Annotated in this window: 20 protein-coding genes; 11 read left to right on the forward strand and 9 right to left on the reverse strand. The window is 72.2% G+C overall.

The features are described from left to right. Positions 1-83: 83 nt before the first annotated feature. From O7603_RS05485 to O7603_RS05500, 4 genes are all read left to right on the forward strand, one after another. Complete coding sequence (locus O7603_RS05485) at positions 84-1,277, forward strand: sensor histidine kinase (RefSeq protein WP_281574588.1); 1,194 nt, start codon at positions 84-86, stop codon at positions 1,275-1,277. Between the two features lie 18 nt (positions 1,278-1,295). Then, positions 1,296-1,976: a response regulator transcription factor gene (locus tag O7603_RS05490; protein ID WP_281574589.1), complete on the forward strand. Its 681-nt coding sequence runs from the start codon at positions 1,296-1,298 to the stop codon at positions 1,974-1,976. A 355-nt stretch (positions 1,977-2,331) separates the two neighbouring features. Next, on the forward strand, positions 2,332-3,099 hold the full coding sequence (locus O7603_RS05495) for an ABC transporter ATP-binding protein (RefSeq protein WP_281574590.1): 768 nt from the start codon (positions 2,332-2,334) through the stop codon (positions 3,097-3,099). Beyond that, positions 3,099-5,648 carry an FtsX-like permease family protein gene (locus O7603_RS05500; protein ID WP_281574591.1) on the forward strand — a complete coding sequence of 850 codons (2,550 nt, stop codon included), beginning with the start codon at positions 3,099-3,101 and terminating at the stop codon, positions 5,646-5,648. The genes O7603_RS05495 and O7603_RS05500 overlap by 1 nt, the downstream gene beginning before the upstream one ends. A 54-nt stretch (positions 5,649-5,702) precedes the next feature. Here O7603_RS05500 and O7603_RS05505 read toward each other — a convergent pair whose 3' ends face one another. The 3 genes from O7603_RS05505 to O7603_RS05515 form a co-directional block, all read right to left on the reverse strand. Continuing rightward, positions 5,703-6,350: an HAD family phosphatase gene (locus O7603_RS05505; protein WP_281576613.1), complete on the reverse strand. Its 648-nt coding sequence runs from the start codon at positions 6,348-6,350 to the stop codon at positions 5,703-5,705. A 121-nt stretch (positions 6,351-6,471) separates the two neighbouring features. Then, a complete protein-coding gene (locus O7603_RS05510) occupies positions 6,472-7,338 on the reverse strand; it encodes a neutral zinc metallopeptidase (protein ID WP_348651055.1) in 867 nt (288 codons plus the stop codon). After that, complete coding sequence (locus O7603_RS05515; protein ID WP_281574593.1) at positions 7,335-8,042, reverse strand: DUF4760 domain-containing protein; 708 nt, start codon at positions 8,040-8,042, stop codon at positions 7,335-7,337. The genes O7603_RS05510 and O7603_RS05515 overlap by 4 nt, the downstream gene beginning before the upstream one ends. Positions 8,043-8,227: 185 nt before the next feature. On the opposite strand from O7603_RS05515, the gene O7603_RS05520 reads away from it, so the two are divergent. Next, positions 8,228-8,620, forward strand: a complete 393-nt coding sequence (locus O7603_RS05520; protein ID WP_281576614.1) for a YciI family protein — start codon at positions 8,228-8,230, stop codon at positions 8,618-8,620. 3 nt (positions 8,621-8,623) lie between these two features. Then, a complete protein-coding gene (locus tag O7603_RS05525; RefSeq protein ID WP_281574594.1) occupies positions 8,624-9,868 on the forward strand; it encodes a sigma-70 family RNA polymerase sigma factor in 1,245 nt (414 codons plus the stop codon). 114 nt (positions 9,869-9,982) lie between these two features. Here the strand turns inward: O7603_RS05525 and O7603_RS05530 are convergent, their stop codons facing one another. Then, complete coding sequence (locus O7603_RS05530; RefSeq protein WP_281574595.1) at positions 9,983-11,083, reverse strand: ionic transporter y4hA; 1,101 nt, start codon at positions 11,081-11,083, stop codon at positions 9,983-9,985. A gap of 193 nt (positions 11,084-11,276) precedes the next feature. Here O7603_RS05530 and O7603_RS05535 point away from each other — a divergent pair, with 193 nt between their 5' ends. Genes O7603_RS05535 through O7603_RS05545 form a run of 3 tightly spaced genes read left to right on the forward strand, consistent with a single transcriptional unit; the run spans position 11,277 to position 12,883 of the window. Continuing rightward, positions 11,277-11,816 (forward strand): hypothetical protein, encoded by a 540-nt coding sequence (locus O7603_RS05535; protein ID WP_281574596.1) that lies wholly within the window; start codon positions 11,277-11,279, stop codon positions 11,814-11,816. Between the two features lie 11 nt (positions 11,817-11,827). Then, the gene (locus O7603_RS05540; RefSeq protein WP_281574597.1) at positions 11,828-12,250 is read left to right on the forward strand and encodes a hypothetical protein; all 423 of its coding nucleotides are present in this window, start codon (positions 11,828-11,830) and stop codon (positions 12,248-12,250) included. Positions 12,251-12,295: 45 nt separating this feature from the next. After that, complete coding sequence (locus tag O7603_RS05545) at positions 12,296-12,883, forward strand: hypothetical protein (RefSeq protein ID WP_281574598.1); 588 nt, start codon at positions 12,296-12,298, stop codon at positions 12,881-12,883. 63 nt (positions 12,884-12,946) lie between these two features. Here O7603_RS05545 and O7603_RS05550 read toward each other — a convergent pair whose 3' ends face one another. Beyond that, entirely contained in the window at positions 12,947-13,651 is a 705-nt protein-coding gene (locus tag O7603_RS05550) for an HAD-IA family hydrolase (protein ID WP_281574599.1), read from the reverse strand. Positions 13,652-13,998: 347 nt separating this feature from the next. Between O7603_RS05550 and O7603_RS05555 the strand changes: the two genes are divergently transcribed. Together O7603_RS05555 and O7603_RS05560 are read left to right on the forward strand one after the other, a co-directional pair. Then, positions 13,999-14,253, forward strand: a complete 255-nt coding sequence (locus tag O7603_RS05555) for a hypothetical protein (RefSeq protein ID WP_281574600.1) — start codon at positions 13,999-14,001, stop codon at positions 14,251-14,253. After that, positions 14,250-14,762: a hypothetical protein gene (locus tag O7603_RS05560; protein ID WP_281574601.1), complete on the forward strand. Its 513-nt coding sequence runs from the start codon at positions 14,250-14,252 to the stop codon at positions 14,760-14,762. Before O7603_RS05555 ends, O7603_RS05560 begins: the two co-directional genes overlap by 4 nt. 16 nt (positions 14,763-14,778) lie before the next feature. On the opposite strand, the gene eccCb is transcribed toward O7603_RS05560, so the two are convergent. The 4 genes from eccCb to O7603_RS05580 are packed head-to-tail and all read right to left on the reverse strand — an operon-like array spanning position 14,779 to position 20,943. Continuing rightward, complete coding sequence (gene eccCb, locus O7603_RS05565; RefSeq protein WP_281574602.1) at positions 14,779-19,131, reverse strand: type VII secretion protein EccCb; 4,353 nt, start codon at positions 19,129-19,131, stop codon at positions 14,779-14,781. 3 nt (positions 19,132-19,134) lie between these two features. After that, positions 19,135-19,731: a hypothetical protein gene (locus O7603_RS05570; RefSeq protein WP_281574603.1), complete on the reverse strand. Its 597-nt coding sequence runs from the start codon at positions 19,729-19,731 to the stop codon at positions 19,135-19,137. Then, positions 19,728-20,684 (reverse strand): DUF1062 domain-containing protein, encoded by a 957-nt coding sequence (locus O7603_RS05575; RefSeq protein WP_348651069.1) that lies wholly within the window; start codon positions 20,682-20,684, stop codon positions 19,728-19,730. Before O7603_RS05575 ends, O7603_RS05570 begins: the two co-directional genes overlap by 4 nt. Continuing rightward, entirely contained in the window at positions 20,641-20,943 is a 303-nt protein-coding gene (locus O7603_RS05580; RefSeq protein WP_281574605.1) for a hypothetical protein, read from the reverse strand. Before O7603_RS05580 ends, O7603_RS05575 begins: the two co-directional genes overlap by 44 nt. Between the last annotated feature and the right edge of the window lie 98 nt (positions 20,944-21,041).

The following is a 21,041-nucleotide window of genomic DNA, read 5'->3' on the forward strand; positions in this document are numbered from 1 at the left end:
CGGGTGCGCCTCCTCCTCGGGGAGGAGGCGCGGCTCACCATCGGCGACGATCAGCGCCGCCGGACGGCCGCTAGCGTCGCGGTATGACCGAAGGCCCCACGGCCGTGCTGCGCCGGCACCCCCTTGCCGCCGACGCGCTGTTCGCCGCCGGCCTGGTGGCGCTGGACCTGCTGTTCACCCTGCTCACCCCGCGGGAGTTCTGGCCCTGGCGGCTGCCGGCGGCGCTGGGCTGGAGTGTGCTGTGCGCGGCACCGGTGGCGGTGCGCCGGGTGGCGCCGTGGCCGGCGGTCGCGGCGGCGGTGGCCACCCTGCCCCTGCCGGCGCTGACCGGGACGGGTCCGGCCGTGCAGGGGCTGGCGTTCGCCGTGCTGACGTACACCGTCGCCGCGCGGCGGCCGGCCCGGACGGCGGCGCTGGCCGCGCTGCTGCTGTGGGTGCCGGTGGCGGTGGCGACCGCGGTCGCCCCACCGACCACGCCGCTGGCCGTCGGCCCGACCCTGGTGGTGCTGAACAACCTGCTGGTGGGGTTGCTGTCCTACGCGATGGGCCGGGTGGTGCACGCCCGCCGGGCGACGACCCGTGCCCTGCGGGAGCGGGCCCGGGTGGCCGAGGAGCGGCAGCGTGCCCTCGCCGAGCAGGCGGTCGCCGACGAGCGCCGCCGGATCGCCCGCGAACTGCACGACGTGGTGGCGCACCACGTGAGCGTGATGGGGGTGCTGGCCACCGGTGCCCGCCGGGTGCTGCGCCGTGACCCGGACGCGGCGGACGAGGTGATCGGCACCATCGAGGAGACCGGCCGGGCCACGCTGCGCGAGCTGCGCCGCCTGCTGGACGTGCTGCGCACCGACGCCGAGCCGGCCGCCGACCTGGCCCCGCAGCCGGGGCTGGCCGGCATCGACGCCCTCGCCGAGCAGGTGCGCGACGCCGGCCTGCCGGTGACGCTGCGTGTCGAGGGCACCCCGGTCCCGCTGGACGAGGGGGTGGCGCTGGCGGTCTACCGGATCGTGCAGGAGGCGCTCACCAACGCGCTCAAGCACGCCGGAGCGGCGACCGCCGACGTGCGTCTCGGCTACGGCGCGGACGCGTTGGAGGTGGAGGTGACCGACACCGGGCGGGGGCCGGGGCCCGGTGTCGACCGGATCGGACACGGCCTGGTGGGCATGCGGGAGCGGGTCGGCCTCTACGGTGGTGTCCTGCGGACCGGCGCGCGCGCCGGCGGCGGCTTCCGGGTGTACGCGAGGATTCCGGTGGAGCAGCCGGGGCCGGTGGCGGCGTGAGGGGTGGCGGGAGACGAGATGACCGATCAGGCGGCACGGCCGGTGCGGATCCTGCTCGCCGACGACCAGCCGCTGCTGCGCACCGGGTTCCGGATGGTGCTGGGCGCGGAGGACGACCTGGACATCGTCGCCGAGGCCGGTGACGGTGTGGAGGCGGTGGACCTGTCCCGCCGGTTGCTGCCGGACGTGGTGCTGATGGACATCCGGATGCCCCGGATGGACGGGGTCGCCGCGACCCGGGCCATCGTCGACGCCCGGCTGCCGGTGCGGGTGCTGATCCTCACCACCTTCGACCTCGACGAGTACGTGGTGGGGGCGCTGCGCGCCGGGGCGAGTGGCTTCCTGGCCAAGGACGTGCCGGCCGAGGACCTGGTCACCGCCATCCGCACGGTGGCCGCCGGGGAGGCGGTGGTGGCGCCGCGGATCCTCAAACGGCTGCTGGACCGCTTCGCCGACATGCTGCCGGACCCGTCGGCGGCGCCGCCGCGGTCGCTGGGCGCGCTCACCGACCGGGAGCGGGAGGTGCTGGTGCAGGTGGCGCGCGGCCTGTCCAACGCCGAGATCGCCGCGGCGCTGTCGGTCAGCGAGACCACGATCAAGACGCACGTCGGGCACGTGCTCACCAAGCTCGGGCTCCGCGACCGGGTGCAGGCGGTGGTCCTCGCGTACGAGACGGGGCTGGTCCGTCCCGGGGCGTAGGAAGCGCCGCCCGGCTACCTCCCCGGTCGTACTCGAAGATCCCTCCCCGGCCTGACGGCCCGGTTGCCGTCGTCACCTACCGTGACCGGAGACGGTCCGGCGCGGTTGACCCTCACGTGGCGTCAGCTCCTAGCGTCGGGCCGGGGTGTCGTTCCCGCCGACCGGAAACGCGGTCGACGGGGTGCCGATCAGGGTCAACCCTGAGCCGGGATGGGGGGCACCCGCAGCGCGGAAATCCGCGCCGGCTCCGCCCGAAGTCGGACGGAACCGGGTCGGGAAGCACCGACGATGGGAGTGGCCGCGCCGGACCAGCGGGGGCGGCGCGGAATCGGGACAGACGGAAGAGGTAGATGACGTGACCGCGACGGTAGGCCGGCAGGCGCAGGCCGCGGCCCGGGCGAACGACGTGTGGAAGGTGTTTGGCAGCGGCGAGGCGCAGGTCATCGCGCTGCGGGGGGTGACCGCGGAGTTCGAGCGCGGACGGTTCACGGCGATCATGGGCCCGTCGGGTTCCGGCAAGTCGACGCTGATGCACTGCCTGGCGGGCCTGGACACGGTGACTCGGGGGGCGGTGTCGATCGGCGACACCACGGTCACCGGCCTCGGCGACGCCGGGCTGACCAAGCTGCGGCGGGACAAGGTGGGCTTCATCTTCCAGCAGTTCAACCTGCTGCCCACGCTCACGGCGAAGGAGAACATCCTCCTGCCGATGTCGATCGCCGGTCGCAAGCCCGACCCGGCCTGGTACGACACCGTGATCGACACGGTCGGCCTGCGCGACCGGCTGGACCACCGGCCGGCGCAGCTCTCCGGCGGGCAGCAGCAGCGGGTCGCGTGCGCCCGGGCACTGGTGTCCCGGCCCGAGGTGATCTTCGCCGACGAGCCGACCGGCAACCTGGACTCCCGCTCCGGCGCCGAGGTGCTGAACTTCCTGCGCAACTCGGTCCGCGAACACGGCCAGACGATCGTCATGGTCACCCACGACCCGACCGCCGCCGCGTACGCCGACCGGGTGGTCTTCCTCGCCGACGGGCAGATCGTCTCGGAGCTGATCGAGCCGACCGCCGACACGGTGCTGGACACCATGAAGAAGCTGGACGCCCCCGCCGAGGTGAACGGCTGATGTTCCGGGCGACCCTGAAGAGCCTGCTGGCCCGCAAGCTGCGGCTCATCCTCTCCGGGCTGGCGGTCGTGCTGGGGGTGATGTTCGTCTCCGGCGCGTTCGTGCTCACCGACACGCTGGGCCGCTCGTTCGACGCGATCTTCGCCGACGCGTACGAGGGCGTGGACGTCAACGTGGCCGCCAAGCCGAAGATCGAGATGTCGGAGTTCGAGGGCGAGCAGGCGGCTCCGCCACTGCCGGCGTCGACGGTGGAGAGGGTCCGGGCGGTGCCGGGGGTGGCCGAGGCCACCGGCGTCATCGCCGCCGACGGCGCGCGGCTGATCGGCAGCAACGGCAAGGTGGTGGCCTCGTTCGGGCCGCCGCAGCTGGGCGAGAACTGGACCGGCGAGACCGACCTGGTGCGGCTGCGCGAGGGGCGCGAGCCGCGCGCCGACGACGAGATCGTCATCAACGCGGGGCTGGCCGCCGCCGGCAAGGTGAAGGTCGGTGACCGGGTCGGTGTGCTGACCCTGCAGCCGAAGCGCGACTTCACCATCGTGGGCGTTTTCGGCTACAGCGGCGGGCGCGACTCGATCGGCGGCAGCAACGAGATCATGTTCACCACCCCGGTGGCGCAGCGGCTGATGCTCGGCGAGCCGGACACGTTCAACAGCGTGACCGTGAAGGCCGCCGGCGGCGTCTCCGACGAGTCGCTGCGTGACTCGGTGGCGGCGACGCTGGGCGACGGGTACGTGGTGAAGACGGGCGAGCAACTCTCCGCCGACGCGGCGGCGGGCTTCCGGGAGGCGCTGTCCTTCTTCAACCGGATCCTGCTCGGCTTCGCCGCGGTGGCGCTGCTGGTCGGCACGTTCCTGATCCTCAACACCTTCTCGATCGTGGTGGCGCAGCGGACCCGCGAGCTGGCGCTGATGCGCTCGATCGGCGCCAGCCGGCGGCAGATCATCGGCTCGGTGGTGCTGGAGGCGATCGCCGTCGGCCTGATCGCCTCGGTGCTCGGCCTGGCCGCCGGCATCGGCATCGGTGCGCTGCTGGCCTGGCTGTTCGGCCAGTTCGCCGGCGGCCTCACCCTGGCCGGGCTGGGCGTGCCGGCGGCCGCGGTGATCGGCTCGTTCGCGGTCGGCCTGGTGATCACCGTGGTGGCGGCGCTGCTGCCGGCGCTGCGGGCGTCCCGGATCCCGCCGATCGCGGCGATGCAGGACGTGGCCACCCCGGACCGACCACTCACCAAGATCACGGTTACCGGTGGGCTGGTCACCGCGGTCGGGGCCGTGCTGCTCGTCCTCGGGCTGGGCGGCAACGCGGGCGACAACACCCTCGTGACGATCCTGGCCGGGGTGCTGTTCGCCTTCATCGGGGTGGCCCTGCTGACCCCGCTGATCAGCAAGCCGGTGGTGAGCCTGCTCGGCGCGATCTTCGCCTGGTCGGTGCCGGGCAAGCTGGGCCGGCTCAACTCGGGCCGCAACCCGCGCCGCACGGCGATCACCGCCGCCGCGCTGATGGTCGGCATCGCCCTGGTCACCGGCGTGACGGTGATCCTGGACTCGGCGAAGAGCAGCATCAGCGGCCTCGCCCAGGACTCGATCAAGGCCGAGCTGGTGATCGCGGGCGTGCAGAGCGGTCCGCGTCCGCCGACGTTCGACCCGGCGGTGCTCGAGAAGGCCGCCGCGATCCCCGGCGTCCAGCTGGTCGACGGCGAGTACGGCGACATGGCCGTGGTCGGTGGGGAACGCACCTGGGTGGGGGCGAGCAGCGACGCCGCCGCGCTGCGGCAGATCTTCGGCATGCAGCCCACCTCCGGCAACCTCGACCGGCTCGAGCCGGGCCAGATGGCGATCAGCACGGACACGGCGAAGGCGCGCGGGCTGTCGGTCGGTTCGACCGTGCCGGTGCAGCTCTCCCGGGGCGAGGCCCGCACCTACACGGTCACCGGCATCTACGAGAGCACGCAGCTCACCGGCGGGGTGGTGCTGCCGGCGGAGGCGGTCCGCGACTTCGCCATCCCGCTGCCGATCCAGGGCTTCATCCAGCTGGCCCCGGGCGCCCGGGTCGCCGACGTGCAGCCGCAGGTGGAGGCGCTGCTCGCCGACTCGCCCGAAGTGTCGGTGGCCGACCGGGACGCGTTCATCGAGCAGCAGGCCAGTCAGCTCGACGGGCTGCTCACCATGATCCAGATCCTGCTGGCGCTGGCGATCGTGATCGCGGTGCTCGGCATCATCAACACCCTGGCGCTGTCGGTGCTAGAACGCACCCGGGAGTTGGGCCTGCTGCGGGCGATCGGCCTGCGTCGGGCGCAGACCATGCGCATGATCACCGTGGAGGCGGTGGTGATCTCGGTGTTCGGCGCGCTGCTCGGCGTCGCCGTCGGCACCGGCCTCGGCGCCGCGGTGGTCGAGGCGCTCAAGGACGAGGGGATCACCGACCTGGTCCTGCCCTGGTCGCAGATGGGGGTCTTCCTCGGCCTCGCCGCGTTCGTCGGCGTGGTCGCGGCGGTGCTGCCCGCGATCCGGGCCGCCCGGATCAACGTCCTGGGCGCCATCGCCCACGACTGACCCGCCCACGACGAGGGGCCCCGCCGGTCGGCGGGGCCCCTCGTCACGTCCCCGTCAGGCCGGCCGCTGACCGAGCAACGCGGCGAGCAGCTCCAGGTCCGCCGCGGTCAGGCTCTCCACCTGGTGTACGCCCTCCGTCGCCGGCAGCGGCACCTCGGCGGGTACGGCCAGCACGGCGGCGCCGGCGGCAAGGGCACTGGCCACCCCGGTCGCCGAGTCCTCGATCGCCACGCACCGCTCGATCGGCACGTTCAGCAGCCGGGCAGCGGTCAGGTACGGCTCCGGGTGCGGCTTGGCCGCGTCCACCTCGTCGCCGCAGACCACCGCGTCGAAGCTGTCCCGGCCGAGGGTGTCCAGGGCGATGTCCACCAGCGGCCGGCCGCTGGACGTGACCAGGGCGGTCGGGATGCCGGCCGCGCGGACCGCCTTCAGCAGCGCCAGCGCGCCCGGGCGCCACCGCAGCCCGGTGCGGAACAGCTCGAGGATCCGAGCGTTGATCCAGGCGGCGCTCGCCTCCGGGTCACGCTCCGGTTGGCCGAGGTCGTCGTGGAGGATGCGCATCGACGCGTCCATGCTGGTGCCGATGATCGCCCTGCGGGCCGCGTCGGAGAGTGTGCCCCCGTACGTCTGGGCGAGCTCCTGCAGTGCGACGTCCCACAGCTTCTCGCTGTCGATCAGGGTGCCGTCCATGTCGAAGAGCACGGCGGCGGGGTGGTGGCTGCTCAGCGGATTCTCCAGCGTGGTGACCGACATGCCGGGATCCTCTCAGGGCCGTCGAGGGACGGTCGCCGGGGTGCCGCCGGAGGTGACGCAGCCAATCCGCTCAGCCCAGGTCGCAGGCCGCCAGCGAGCGCTCGTAGCCCCGGAAGAAGGACTCGCTTCGCTGCTCGGCCGTGCCGTGCGAGCCCTCCGCGAACCACGGCTGGTCGGGGTCGTCGCCGACCGCGGCCAGCCCCTCCCGGAACTCCTCCAGGTCGCCCGCTTCGAGGGTCAGGTCGCCGGAGCGCACCGAGTCGCCGAGGTACGCGCCGGCCATGCAGTCGGCCTGCAGCTCCTGCTGGATGGTGAAGTCGTAGCGGATGCCGAGCCGCACCTGGATGCCGTGGGCGTACTCGTGGCCGAGCAGGTAGAACACGAACGCGTCGCCCACCCGCCGGAACGCGGCCACCGACCAGTTGACGTCGTACGCGATGAAGTCGCCCTGCGAGCAGTAGACCGCGTTGTTGCGCGGCAGCGGCTGCCCGCCGCAGGAGACCTGCCCCTCCCGCTGGTAGGGGGTGATCCGCCGGATCGGGCGGAACTGCTGCCCCGACTCGCGGAACTGGGCCGCCCAGTAGCGCTCGGCCACCGCCTGCGCGTCTGTGACGTCCTGGGCGAACTCCTCGACGCTGGTGGTGCCGTCGGCCCGGGTGGCCGACGGGTCCGCCGACGCCGCCGTCCGTTCCGCCCCCGGCCGGGGGGCCTGGGGGTCGGGCGCCCCGCCGACGAAGCAGCCGGCCGAGACGACCACCGCCACCAGCAGGCCGGCCAGCGAAGCCCGAGAATGACGTACCGAGCGTGTCCCCACAGTGCCCTCCCCGGCCTTCATGCTGCCGCACGCAGTACCCCGTCGGCGCGTACGCCATGCGACCATCCCTACGGCCGGACGGCCGTGGGGGTTCAGCAAGGGACGTACACGCTCGTCGGTCATTCCGCCGGTGCCCCCGTCTCGCCGGAGGGCGTCGTCGGCCGGACCGTGTCACCACGGGGAGCCGGTGTGCGCTCCGCCGATGACCGCCCGCCCGTTGACGGGGCCCGCTCGGGCGGAGTCGGAAAGGAGGTGAACAGGGCGGCCACCTCTTCCGGCTGCCGGCCTTCCCAGCCCTCGAAGAACCACCGCTGGGGCATGCTGCGCAGTGCCAGCCGGCTACGCAGCTTCGAGGGCGGCAGGTCGAGGGCACGACGTGCCAGGTCCTCGAAGTACATCTCGTAGTTCGGATCGTTGCGCCGCTGTCGCTCGTTCGCGATGTACGGCGACAACCTCGCCCAGGACCGCAGGATCGAGCCACCCATCGCGCTGGTGGGCACCACCTCGTCGATGACGTTGTTGGCGACGAGAAGGCCGACCGAGTTGAAGAAGCCGCCGACGGCGACCACGTGCTGCCGCGCCTCGCCGACCAGGTCGGACGTGCCGCTGGCCGCCGGCGGATACTCCTCCCAGAGGCGGTGCTGGAGGTAGTGCAGGTGTTCCTTGAACGCGGGGTCCCGGAACTCCGTGAAGATGTCGACGATCACCGGCAGGAGGTTGTTGTGCCGCATGAGGCGTGCCTGCCGCAGCGCCAGAATGGTCGACACGATCACCGCCACCAGGGAGAAGGCCAGCGTCAGCACATTGATGAGCTGAACGTCGTCCACGCGACCCGCCCCCGTCCGATCGTCGAAGATCCGGATCGATGTTAGAGGTGACACGCAACGTGGCCGGGCGCGAGGATCCTCGTGAACGGGTGGCCGGGCCGATGTCCGGAACCGTCGGGCGGCCTCGACGTCTCCGGTGAGCGGCGCCGCGACGGCGCCGACGGAGGGAGAAGACCGTGAAGTACATGATCCTGCTGTACGGCTCGCAACAGGACTACGACGTGCTGTCCGGGCGGCCCAGCGACCGGCCGGCCATGACGGCCGAGCAGGTCGCGGCGATGCACGCGCACATGGAGAAGGTCCACCAGGCGCTGGTGGAGTCCGGCGAGCTGGTCGACGCGCGCGGGCTGACCGCGCCGGTCCACGCCCGGCGGGTGCAGCTCAAGGGCGGCCTGCCGGTGGTGACGGACGGGCCGTACCCGGAGACGCAGGAGGTGCTCGCCGGCTACACGATCGTGGAGTGCGCCAGCTTCGACCGAGCCACGGAGATCGCCGCCGGGTTCGTGAACCCGGACGCGTCCGGCGAGTACGTCGACGTGCGGCCGGTGGTCGACGGCCTCGAGGATCTGGCCGGCTGAGCGGTGACCGCGGACAACGTCGAGGAACTGCTGCGCCGGCTCGCGCCGCAGGTCCTCGGCGCCCTCGTCCGCCGCTACGGGCACTTCGACACCGCCGAGGACGCCACCCAGGAGGCACTGATCGCGGCCGCCACGGCCTGGCCGCGTGACGGCGTACCCGACAGTCCGCGCGGCTGGTTGATCGCGGTCGCCGCGCGCCGGCTCACCGACCTGCTCCGCCGCGAACAGGCGCGGACCCGACGGGAGGACGCGGTCGCCCGGTGGGTGCTGTCCACCGACCGGGCGGCGCCGGCGGCCGACGAGCCGCCGAGCGACGGGGACGACAGCCTGATCCTGTTGTTCCTCTGCTGTCATCCGGCGCTCTCCCCCGCGTCGCAGATCGCACTCACCCTGCGCGCGGTGGGCGGGCTCAGCACCGCCGAGGTGGCCCGGGCGTTCCTGGTGCCGGAGGCGACGATGACCCGACGGATCACCCGGGGCAAGCAGCGGATCCGGGACAGCGGGCTGCCGTTCCGGATGCCCGCCGGCCCGGACCGGCCCGACCGCCTGGCCGCCGTGCTGCACGTCCTCTACCTGATCTTCAACGAGGGGTACGCCCGGACGTCTGGCCCGGGTCTGCTTCGCGCCGACCTGGCCGCCAAGGCGATCCGGCTGGCCCGGCTGGTGCGCCGGCTGCTGCCCGACGATCCGGAGGTCGCCGGACTGCTGGCGCTCATGCTGCTCACCGACGCCCGGGCGCCCGCCCGGACCGGCGCGCAGGGCGAGCTCGTGCCGATGGCCGAGCAGGACCGCGGCCGGTGGAAGGTCGACCAGATCGCCGAGGGCGTCGCGCTGGTCACCGCCGCGCTCCCCCACGGGCCGGTCGGGCCGTACCAGGTGCAGGCGGCCATCGCCGCCGTGCACGACGAGGCGCCGAGCGCCGCCGAGACCGACTGGGCGCAGATCACCGCGCTCTACGAGGTGCTGCTGGGCATGGCCGACAACCCGGTGGTGGCGTTGAACCACGCCGTCGCCGTGGCCATGAGCCGGGGCGCGCCCGCCGGGCTGGACCTGCTCGACCGGCTGGCCGTCGGTGGTCGGCTCGCCGACGACCCCCGGCTGCCGGCCGCCCGCGCGCACCTGCTGGAGCTGGTCGGTGACCGTACCGCCGCCCGGGACGCCTACCGGGCGGCGGCCGACCGGTCGACGAACCTCGCGCAGCAGCGCTACCTGCATGCCCGCGCGGACCGGCTGAGTGGCGGCGACTGACCCGCGGGCCCAGGTGCGGCCGGCACCCTCGGTCGTCCCGCCGCCGGTCGCGGCACGGCCACGGCCACGGCACGGCCACGGCGCGGGTGCGGCCCCGGCACGGGCGCGGGCGCGTCAGGGGCTGGCGGCGAGGAAGATGAAGGCGGCGAGCAGCACCAGGTGTCCGCCGGCCTGCAGCAGGGTGGCCCGGCCGGGCACCACGGTGAGCACGCCGGTGATCGCGGTGAGCGAGAGCAGCACGAGCTGGGTGCCGCCGAGGCCGAGCAGCAGCGGCCCGTCCAGCCAGATCGAGGCGAGCGCGATCGCGGGAATGGTCAGCCCGATGCTGGCCATCGCCGAGCCGAGGGCCAGGTTCAGGCTGATCTGCACCCGGTCGCGGCGGGCCGCGCGACCCGCGGCGAGCGTCTCGGGCAGCAGCACCAGCAGCGCGATGATCACACCGACGAAGGACTGCGGCAGGTTCGCCGCCGCGACGCCCGCCTCGATCGCCGGGGAGACGGTCTTGGCGTCCCCGACCACGGCGACCAGCGCGACCAACAGCAGGCCGAGACTGACCAGGGCGGCCCGGCCGCTCGGCGGGACCGCGTGCTCCTCGTTGCTGATCACCCGTCCCTCGCTGGTCACCGGCAGGAAGTAGTCGCGGTGCCGACCGGTCTGCACCATCACGAACAGCCCGTAGAGCGCCAGCGACGCCACCGCCGCGAAGGTCAACTGGGCGGGGCTGAACTCGGGCCCCGGCCGGCTGGTGGTGAAGGTCGGCAGGACCAGGCTCAGCGCGGCGAGGGTGATCACGGTGGCCAGTGCCCCGCCGGTGCCCTCCGGGTTGAACACCGCCACCTGCCGGCGCAGCGTGCCGATGAGCAGGGACAGGCCGAGGATGCCGTTGCAGGTGATCATCACCGCGGCGAAGACGGTGTCCCGCGCCAGCGCCTGGGTCTTGTCGCCGCCGCTGATCATCAGGGTGACGATCAGCGCCACCTCGATCACCGTGACCGCCACCGCCAGCACCAGGGAGCCGAACGGCTCTCCCACCCGGTGGGCCACCACCTCGGCGTGGTGCACGGCCGCCAGCACCGCCCCGGCCAGGAACGCGGCCACCAGGAAGGTGACGCCGGCCGGCAGTTCGCGGCCCCACGTGAAGGCCAGCATCAGGACGGCCAGCAGCGGTACGGAGACGGTCCAGTCGGTCAGTCGGGAGCGGAGTAGCAGGGCCATCCAGCAACCCTGCCAGGAAATTCGATCATGTGACCAGTGCCGGCCGGAGTTGATTCCATACCGATCGTGACGGGACGCCCGGCCAAGCGCCGCCGTCGACCCGGCGGCTCACCGCCGCCACCGCTCACCATCGGTAGGTCGTTCGTGACCGTGGCGGGACCGGTGCGTGATATCGGGCCGCAACGATGTGATCATGCGTCGATGGATGGCTCCCGCGCTTCTGGTCCCGCTGCTCAGCCTCCTGGCCGCCTGCACCCCGGCCGACGAGCCGGTGGTGGCCCTGGCCGTCCAGGACGGCGAGCCGGTCGGTGTCCTCGTCACGTGCGACGGCGCCTTCTCCCAGCTCAGCGTGTACGAGAACGCCGCCGAAGGCGACCCGACGGGCCGGCCGCTGATCCGGTGGGGGGTCAACGGCACGCCGACCAGTGAGATCGTGGAGGTCCCCCTCCTCGGTCAGCCGCCGCAGGGTTGGACGATCGACGAAACCTCCCGTGACATCCCCGCCTCCGAGTCCGAGGTCCCGATCAGGACGGAAGCGCTCACCGACCTGACGGCGGGGGTCACGTACAGCCTCACCGGGTCGAGCCGCCGCGACGCCATACCCGTCCGTTTCACCATCGCCGACTTCACCCGCATCGGCACCGACCAGGTGCTGGCGCCGGTCAATCACGAGAAGACGACGGTCGTCTCGCGCGACGCGTTCGTCCGGGCGTCCCGGAAGACCTGCGGCTGATGCACGCGAGCGTGAGCCCTCACGGCGGGGCGGGCGAAGGCGACGCCGTCGAGGTGATCGACCTGGAGGCCGAAACCACGACGGCCGTACCCGGGACCGGCCTGCGCCTCGTGGTGACCGCCCTGACCGCGGCACTGCTCGGCCCGGCGATGGTCGTGACCGCATGGTTGCTCGCCTGGTACCGCCCCGCGATCACCAGTCCCGGCTGCGACCAGCCGTGGAGCTGGTGGCAACGTCATGACGGCGCGTTCTTCTGGCTCGCCGCCGGCGTGGCCGGCGTCGCCGGCACACTCTGCCTCGGCTTGGGCGCGGCGCGGCTGCACCGGAGCCGACGGTGGTGGCTCTGGCTGCTCTCCGCGGTGGCGCTCCTGCTCGTCGCCTCCCTGACAGCGGTGCGGCTGGGCCACGCGGCCTGGTGCCCACCGTTGCCCTGAGCGGGTCGGCGCGCCGGCCGCGGGGCGGTGGTTAGGGTGTCGCGCATGACGGACCTCGAGGACGTGATCGAGTCGCTGCTGTTCCGGCCCGGCCGGCCGGAGCCCCTGTCTGTCGCCCGGTCCGTCGAGCGCCTCGACGACGGGACCTTCCACGTCGACTACGACGACGCCGACCACGTCTACCTCGTCACCGTGCGCCAGGTCCCGCGGCTCCAGTTGCCCGTCGAGCGGCCCCTGCCCGTCGGCGAGGTCGCCGGGGTCGGCGCGCAGCTCGTCCGGGTGGCCGTGGCCAACCACGTCGAGGTGACCCTCGACGCCGAACCGGGCGCGGCCCGAGCGGCGGCGACGAGCGACTTCACGGCCCGGCACGCGCGGTGGGAGGCGGAGGCCGCACCCGGGACCGCTCCCCCACCGTGGCCGGCGGAGCAGTTCGGGCGGATCACCATCACACTCTCCGACGACGTCGGCACGCGCTACCGCGTCGCCTCAGGGCAGGACGGTGGCCCGGGTACGGAATGGACGGTGCGCCGGTCGTTCCGACCCACGCCGCCGGTGACGGCCCGTCGCCTGACGCTCGATTTCTCCTCGCCAACGGGTCCGTCCGTACGAGTCGATCTCCCGCTCCCGTCCTGAACCGGCCAGCATCCCCGGCCGGGGCCGGGCGCGAGCCGGAACGACGACGACGCCCCTGGGCCGTCAGGCGCGTCGCGGGATCGGGTTCGGACTCCCGGACGCCCGCGACGGCGGACGTAGCAGCGCGGGCAGGTCGCCGAGGGCCGGCAACACGGTTCCGTCCCAGCTCGGGTCGGTGTCCCTGTGCTCCGTGGTCCGGAACACGGTCATGCCGAACGCCGCCGCGCCGGCCAGCTCACCGTCCGCGCCGTCGCCCACGAAGACGCAATCCGCCGGGGCGACGCCCAGCCGCTCGGCGGTCGTCCGGTAGATCGCCGGGTCCGGCTTGGCCAGCCCCACCTCGCAGGAGAAGACCGCCACGTCGAACCGGCGGGCGAGCGGGCTCCGCGGCCACGCCTCCGCGGTCTCCGAGGTGGCGTTGCTGACCAGCGCCAGCGGGTGCCCGTCCGTGCGCAGCGCGTCGAGCACGTCAAGGGTGGCGGCCGAGACGCCGCCCAGCACCCGGCGCGCCAGCGCTCGCCGGTGTTCACCGGCCCGGGTCACCTGCTCCTCGGTGGGCGTGGCGCCGAGGCGACCGGCGAGGATGCGAACGGTCTCCGCCACGTCCCACCGGACCAGCCGGTCACGCCACGTGGCGTGGTAGGCCGCGACCAGGTCCGCCGGCGGCACCCCCACGATGAGCGCCATCTCGCCGATCACCCGGTCCCGCTCGTCGTCCGCACCGTGCACCAGGGTGTGGAAGAGGTCGAACATCACCGGCCGGGCCATGCGCGCATCCTACTGAGAACGCCGGCGCAGCGGTCCGCTCGTCGGACTAGGCGGGCCGGCCAGGCCCCGGCCCGCCCCATCGGCAGGACCGGCACCAGCCGACGCCGAGTGCGCGGCCCGGGCGCGTCCGCAGACCGGGCGCAAGCTCAAGCGCCCAGCACACTGGCGTCGCCGGCGTCGGTCGTGACAGGTACGGGCCGGGACAAAGCGTCGGACGCGTCGGACCGGCATCGCGACTCTTGGGTTGCGGTCAGGACGGGTGGGTAGCTGGCGTCGGTCTATGGCTGCGAGAATCCGCTTAGACGGCCGAGTAGCACGGCCGGCGTTGCCGGGAGGTGGATCAGTCCGTGGACGACAGCTCGCTGGACCTGGACCCGGACGGTCTCCTCCAAGTCGCGCGCGGCGTCGGTGACTTGGCGCACCGGCTGCTTTCGGTCGGCGTCCCCACCGACGAGGAGGCCCTGCTGTCCTGGGCCGACGAGTTGCCTCGCATCGGCACGGAGCTTCATCAGGTCGAGGAACTCCTCCGGGAAGTCGCCCGCTCGGTCACGGCGACCGACGACGAACTGGCGGCGCGGCTCGCCCGGCACGGTGACGCATGACGGACGGACCGGTCTCGTACCCGCGGCTGGTCGCCGAGCCGGCCGGGTCCCGTTCGGACGACGGCGAGCGATGGGCGCAGGCAGCCCGCACGGCGCGGGAAAGCGCCGCCGAGCTGGGCCGGCTGCACCGGCTTCTCGACGGGCACTGGCGCGCCGGACGTAACCGGAATGAGGTCGACGAGCTGCTGCGCCGCTTGACCCGTCGGCTCGACGAAACGCAGCAAGCCTACGCGGCTATCGCCGCAATACTGGCCAATCGCACTCACGAGCTGTCCGAGGCACGTGAGCTGGTACTGCAGGTGGCCGACGAGGCGCGCCTCGTGCGGCTCGTGGTCACGCCGGAGGGCGACGTCATGCCGCGGTCCGGCTCCGGCCCTACGCCGTTGGCGGTGCGCGCCGTCGCGCATCGGCTGACGGACCGCATCGCCGGGGCGTTGGCGCACGCGGCGGCGGCGCAGCGGAGAGCGGCCGAGGAGGTGGCTGCCCTGTCGCCGCCGAGCCCGTGGTGAGGTCGACAGGGGCGAATCAGTTGGGGTCGGACCAGGCGGTCTGGATCAGTTGCTGACCGTCGCGGCGGCGCACGAGCGTGCCGCGGCCGGGCGGCTGCGGGCTCGGCCGCAGGTTGCCGAAGACCGCGCCCTCCTCCCGGTTGCCAGACATCAGCAGGCCCGGAGAATCCAGCTCGCGCAGGCGTTGCAGGACCGGCTCGTACAGTGCCCGGGCCACGCCGCCCACCCGCCGGGTGATGATCAGGTGCAGCCCGATGTCGCGGGCCTGCGGCAGCAATTCGTGCAGGGCGCTGAGCGGGTTGCTGACGCCGGAGGCGACCAGGTCGTAGTCGTCGACCAGGATGTAGAGCTCCGGGCCCTTCCACCAGCTGCGATCCCGCAATTGGGCGGTGGTGACGTCGGGCCCCGGCAGCCGGTTCTGCAACGCGGCTCGGATCGAGCTCAACCCCTGGCTGAACACCTGGCTCGACGGGGCGTAGTCGAGCAGGTGGTCGCCCTCCACCGCGCCCAGCAGGCCCCGCCGGTAGTCCGCGATGACGAGCCGAGCCTGCGTCGGGGTGTACTTGTCCACGATCTGGCGGGCGATCACCCGAAGTAGGTTGGTCTTGCCGCACTCGGCGTCGCCGAAGACCGTCAGGTGCGGCTCGTTGGCGAAATCGAGGTAGACCGGCGCCAGCGCCGACTCGTTGACCGCGATCGGCAGGCCGGGCGCCGGCCGGTCGATGCTCCGGGCGAGCTCGGCGAGCGGCAGTTTGCGTGGCAGCAGCCGCACCTTCGGCGCCGGCCGGCCCGGCCAGTCAGCCGCGACGTGCTCGGCCAGGGCGATCGACGCCTCGCTCAGGCCCTCGATGTCCCGGCGGCCGTCAATCCGCGAGATGGCGGTCAGGAAGTGCAACCTGTCCCGGGTCAGGCCGCGACCCGGGGATTTCTCCGGCACGTTCACCGCCGAGCGGCGGTCGATCTCTGACTCCGCCGGGTCGCCCAGCCGTAGCTCGAGTTTGGTGCCGAGCAGGTCCCGCATGTTGATCCGGATCTCCGCCCAGCGCACCGCGGTCAGCACCACGTGCACACCGAAGCCGAGCCCCCGGCTGGCCAGGTTGGTGATGGTCTGTTCGAGTTCCTCGTACTCCTGGCGGAGCGTGTTCCAGCCGTCCACCACCAGAATGACGTCGCCGAACGGGTCATCGGCGAACTCCCCGGCGGCCCGCCGCCGACGGTAGCTCGCCACCGAGTCGATGCCGTGTTCGGCGAAACGCGCTTCCCGGTCGTCCAGGACGGCCACCACCTCGGCCACCGTGCGACGCACCGCCTCGACGTCCCGCCGGCCGGCCACCCCGGCCATGTGCGGCAACCGCTCTAGACTGCGCAGCGCGCCACCGCCGAAGTCCAGGCAGAAGAACTGCACCTCCCGCGGGGTGTGGGTCAAGGCCAACGACGCCATCAACGACCGCAGCATGGTGCTCTTGCCGCTCAACGCCGTACCGACGATCACCACGTTGCCGCCGGCACCGGCCAGCTCGACCATCATCGGGTCACGACGTTGCTCGTACGGGCGGTCGACCACACCCACCGGGACGGACAATCCGCCCCGCCCCGGCCAGCTCGCGGGGCACAGTCCGAGCCGCGGGTGCACCGCCAGGGGCCCGAGCAGGTCATCCAGGGACGGCGGCTCGACCAGCGGCGGCAGCCACACCTGGTGCGCCGGCCTGCCGCGGCCACGAAGCCGGTCCACCAGGACGTCCAGGACCGTACCGGCGGCCCACCCGTCCCCCGGGGTGGTGTCGGGCGCAGCGCCGTCCTGGACGGGCGGTCGGGACACGTGCGAGGCCCGGAATCGGGTCATTGCCGAGTTGCCGACCTTCAGGTAGCCGTGTCCCGGCGCGTTGGGCAACTCGTACGCATACGGAACGCCGAGCACGATCCGGCTCTCCACCGGTGAGAAGGTCCGCAGACCGATCCGGTACGACAGGTGCGTGTCGAGCCCGCGCAGCTTGCCCTCCTCCAGTCGCTGCGAGGCCAGCAACAGGTGGATCCCCAGCGACCGGCCCAACCGACCGATCATCACGAACAGGTCGATGAAGTCCGGCTTCGCCGCCAACAACTCCGAGAACTCGTCACAGATGATCAACAGGCTCGGCATCGGTTCCAAGGCCTTACCCGCCGCCCGCGCCTGCTCGTAGTCGTGCCGCGACACGTAGTTCCCCGCCGCCCGGAGCACCTCCTGCCGCCGGTTCACCTCACCGGCCAGCGCATCACGCATCCGGTCCACCAGCGGCAACTCGTCCGACAGGTTCGTGATCACCGCACTGGTGTGCGGCAACGCGTCCAACGACGCGAACGTCGCCCCGCCCTTGAAGTCCACCAGGACGAAGTTCAACTCCTCCGACGAGTGCCGCGCCGCCAGCGCGGCGACCACCGTTCGCAGCAGCTCGCTCTTGCCTGAACCGGTGGCACCGATGACCAGACCGTGCGGGCCTACGCCACCCTGGGCCGCCTCCTTCAGATCAAGCAGGACGGGCTGACCGCCCAACTCGAACCCGATGGGCACTCGCAGGTGCTCGGCGCCCAGCGGCGTCGTGGTCCCGGCGAAGGTCATCAGCGCGTGGTAGTCGGCGAAGCCGAGCACCTCCAACGCCTCATCCCTGGTCGCGCCGGCCAGGTGCGCCGCGCCGGCCCTCGGGTGCGGCGCCGGCAGGCCCCACGCTTCCGCGATCATCGAGATCATCGTGGTCGCTCCGTCGGGCACCACCTCGTCGAACTCCGACTCCAGATCCGGGTCGACGTCGGTCACCGTCAACTCCGGCAGCGCGATCCGGAACATCCGCCGACCGTGGATCGCCCAGCCCGGCATGGACAGCGGCAGCCGAGCCGCGTGGTCCGGATCGACCATCGAGTCCGCGGGCCGCGACAGCCGGGTCTCTATCCGCAGCTGCGGTAGCTCGGTCAGCTCCTCGGGGATCGACCGCCAGCTCCGGTCAAGCACCGCGAGGTGGAAGCCGTAGCCCAGGCCCCGGTTCGCCAGCTCGACGACCCGGCTGGTGAAGCCGTCCAGCAGCATCGCGAAGTCCTGCCAGCGGTCCACCACCAGGAACACGTCCGGGTACGGCCCGCCCGGCAGCTGGTGCCGCCGCGCACGCAAACTCGCCGGTGACTCCAGCTCGTGGTCACGGAACAGCCGCTTGCGCCGCAGCACCTCGTCCTCGATCTGGGTCAGCAGCTTGCCCAGCTCTTCGACCTCGTCGTCACCCAGCACCGTCTGCACGTGCGGCAGACGCCGCATCGGTCCCAACCAGTTCCCACCCGATTCCAGGCAGTGGAACACCACTTCGTTGGCGGAGTGGGTGAGCGCGAGACCACCGATGATCGTGCGCATCAGGGTCGTCTTGCCCATCCCGGCCCGTCCCACGATGAGCAGGTGCCCCTCCGAGGACGCCAGGTCCAGCGATACCGGTTCGCCGGAGGGCTGATCGATGCGCTCACTGCGGCCGACTGGCACCTTGAGCAGTCCCCGCTGCCGCCATTCGACCGCGCACAGCTTCACGTCGTCCACGGCCTTCAGTGGGCCGAGCAGGTCCCCCAGCCGGGGGTCCCGCTGGTCCCGCTGCCCACGCGGCCGGTGGTGCCCGTCCCGGGACAGCGCGATGTGCACCTCACTGCTCGCCCGACCGAACTGACACGGCGACTGCTCGGTCGTACGCTTCGGTAGCTCGAGCTGCACGTACCGCCACAGGTCCTCCGGAGTGATCCGGCCCCGTCCGGTCAGGTCGGCCGCCCCGGTGCTCAGGCCCTGGATGATCGTGTCGGTGAACGCGGACCGTTGCCGCAGCGTGGCCGCGGTCGCCGGCTGACCGTCGCCGGCCCGCTCCACCGAGTTGGTGGCGGTGATGACGTACCGGCCGTCGCCGGCCTTCAGCTCCCCGTCCAGGTTGAGCTCCGCCGGCGACTTGGACCGCTCGAACGCGCCGCTGTAGCAGCAGTCCAGCAGGATGATCGAGCTGGCCGCCGGTGACTCGTCGAGCAGCTCGTGGACGAACGACGCCGAGATGGCCGTCGACGACAGGTGCTTCGCCTCGGTGTTGGCGACCGCGAGGTAGAACCGGCCCTTGGGACCCCGACGAATCCCGTGGCCGGAGAAGTAGAGCAGGATCAGGTCTTCCGGGCCGGCGCCGCGCAGCATCATCTCCATGGAGCGCTCGACCGAACTCTTCGACTCGTTCTCCAGCAGAACTGTCCGGTCGAACGCCCCTATGTCCGCGTCTGCGAGCAGGCTCTGCAGGTCGCGGGCCTCCTCGCGTGGGGCGTAGAGGTCAGCCAGCGACTCGTCGATGTAGCGGTCGTTGGCGATGAGCAGTGCCAGTCGCTGTCCCACGGCTCACGCTCCCGCGCCGCCCGAGCGTGGCCGAGGAGCCGGAGGCGGGGTAGCCACCGACTCCCTGGTGGACGGCGGGAGGGCCGGCCCGGACGGGCTGGACGCCTCGATCAGCCGCGCCAACCCGGTGACGAGCGCGGGATCGTCGATCCGCGTGCTCCCGGTGATGACCAGCTCGGTGTCGCCGCGACGGATGCGAATGGACCGCGCCCTGGTGCGCTCGGCGTAGGCGATGGCGATCTGGGCGATGGCCCGCATGGTGGTGGCCGAGAAGAGGCCACCCACCGCCAGCATGCCGAGCTCCCATGCCTGCGGAGATTTGGTTCCGTGCCCCGGGTCCGCCGCGGCGACGGGCGTGACCTGTAGCCGGGTCACTACCCGGAGGTCGTCACCGAGCCCCTGCGTGAGGGCGTCGAGTCGCTCGCCGCCGATCGGTTGCTCCGGTTCGACCACCAACACCAGTTCCGGCATCGTCATCCCTTCACGTTCAGTGTCCACATTCAACACCACCTGGTCGCGGGTGCGGCGTGACCCAGCGACCCATACGCCGCTCCGCAACCGCAAATTCGGCGCGCCGGATGTATGCAGCAGGGGGTTCACCGCCGTCGCCGGTATCGGGCTGGTCCTGGCCCTCGTTCGCGCCCGGTCATGAGCGACCGCGCGCGGATCGCCGCGTGATGCGGTCCGGGGCAAGGCCACCGTGCCTCTCGTCCCGGCTCGGGCCCACGGCGGCGGCTCACCGCGGGACGAACGAGAACTGCCTGTCTGTGCCGCGGTTCAGCGGAATGCCGATCCTGATGCGGCGAGCGGTTTCCCCGCGGCTGATGCCCAGTTCCCTGGGCGATGAGCCGTTCGGGGCGAAGGGGCACGGGGTCGTCGATGATGGCCGAGCCCTGGACGGGCCAGGGGCATTCGGGAGGGGACGGGGCGAGCGGTTCCCAGCAGGAGTCCCACCCCAGGGCGAACCGGTTGCGCCGGGCGACCAGCGGGTCGAGAAGGATCGGATCCGGGGACCGGACCGGGACGCGATCGTAGGCGGTGACCTTGCCGGTCCGGTCGCGGCGAACGCAGGCGACCAGAAGCCAGAGGTCGAGTAGATGGCGGTTGGCCTTGACGCGGAACGTCTCGTCGGCGAGGCCGGGATGGCAGTGGACGCAGCGGAACGCGAGCAGCGGTAGGCGCGTGCGCCGAACGGCCCAGGACACGATATGAGGACGCGTAGACATGATCTCTCTGAAGACCTGACGGAAGGCATGGGAGAAGAGCCGACGGTGACGTCGGCGACCGATGCACGGGGAAGGTGTCAGGTCTACCGAGCAGGCGGGGTCACGCGGGGTGAAGTCCTCTCCTGCCTGGACCGGCGAAGAAGATCCATTGACAAGGTGGAGCGGGACGGGCTCGCGGAACCACCCATTTACGTCCAGGTGCCGAGCAGCAAGGGGCGGGTTCGCGCCAGGGACCCGTCCTCGCCACGCCGGCGCTCGCATCGCGGCTAGATGAAGATGCTGCCTAGCTGTCGAACCAGACAACAAGCCGTACGTTGTCGTCGCCATGCCGCTCGGCAAGATCGCGTATGGTGTCCAGCAACGCACGCAGCTGCGGGTCGGCACGCAGCATGTCGCCGGGAGAAAGGCGCTTCACCCGCCACATTCGGTCAATGGCACGCCATTCAGTGCCCTCCGGGTAGCTGCTGCCCCGCGGATCAGCCTGCTCACCGGCCACCGCGCGCCAGACTCGACCCTGGTGGCCGGCCTTACCCATGAACCGCGGCCCTTGGCTCGTCAGCTCGTACTCATGGATCCGATCGTCCACACGAGGGGCTCGCGCGCTCCAATCGATGCGCGCCAGCTGCGTCCATGCCACCCAGGTGTGACCGTTCGCTGTCGGCAGGCTGGAGACCGAGCAGTTCC

The organism is Micromonospora sp. WMMD812, assembly GCF_027497215.1.
Classification (GTDB): Bacteria; Actinomycetota; Actinomycetes; order Mycobacteriales; family Micromonosporaceae; genus Micromonospora.

Bases quoted from the DNA above. Each gene is read 5' to 3' on its own strand.
- O7603_RS05535 (WP_281574596.1), top strand. From the start codon at position 11,277: ATGCGTCGATGGATGGCTCCCGCGCTTCTGGTCCCGCTGCTCAGCCTC.
- O7603_RS05520 (WP_281576614.1), top strand. From the start codon at position 8,228: ATGATCCTGCTGTACGGCTCGCAACAGGACTACGACGTGCTGTCCGGG.
- O7603_RS05490 (WP_281574589.1), top strand. From the start codon at position 1,296: ATGACCGATCAGGCGGCACGGCCGGTGCGGATCCTGCTCGCCGACGAC.
- O7603_RS05550 (WP_281574599.1), bottom strand. From the start codon at position 13,651: ATGGCCCGGCCGGTGATGTTCGACCTCTTCCACACCCTGGTGCACGGT.
- O7603_RS05485 (WP_281574588.1), top strand. From the start codon at position 84: ATGACCGAAGGCCCCACGGCCGTGCTGCGCCGGCACCCCCTTGCCGCC.
- O7603_RS05530 (WP_281574595.1), bottom strand. From the start codon at position 11,083: ATGGCCCTGCTACTCCGCTCCCGACTGACCGACTGGACCGTCTCCGTA.
- O7603_RS05510 (WP_348651055.1), bottom strand. From the start codon at position 7,338: ATGACCGACGAGCGTGTACGTCCCTTGCTGAACCCCCACGGCCGTCCG.
- O7603_RS05545 (WP_281574598.1), top strand. From the start codon at position 12,296: ATGACGGACCTCGAGGACGTGATCGAGTCGCTGCTGTTCCGGCCCGGC.
- O7603_RS05575 (WP_348651069.1), bottom strand. From the start codon at position 20,684: ATGGCGACGACAACGTACGGCTTGTTGTCTGGTTCGACAGCTAGGCAG.
- O7603_RS05560 (WP_281574601.1), top strand. From the start codon at position 14,250: ATGACGGACGGACCGGTCTCGTACCCGCGGCTGGTCGCCGAGCCGGCC.
- O7603_RS05500 (WP_281574591.1), top strand. From the start codon at position 3,099: ATGTTCCGGGCGACCCTGAAGAGCCTGCTGGCCCGCAAGCTGCGGCTC.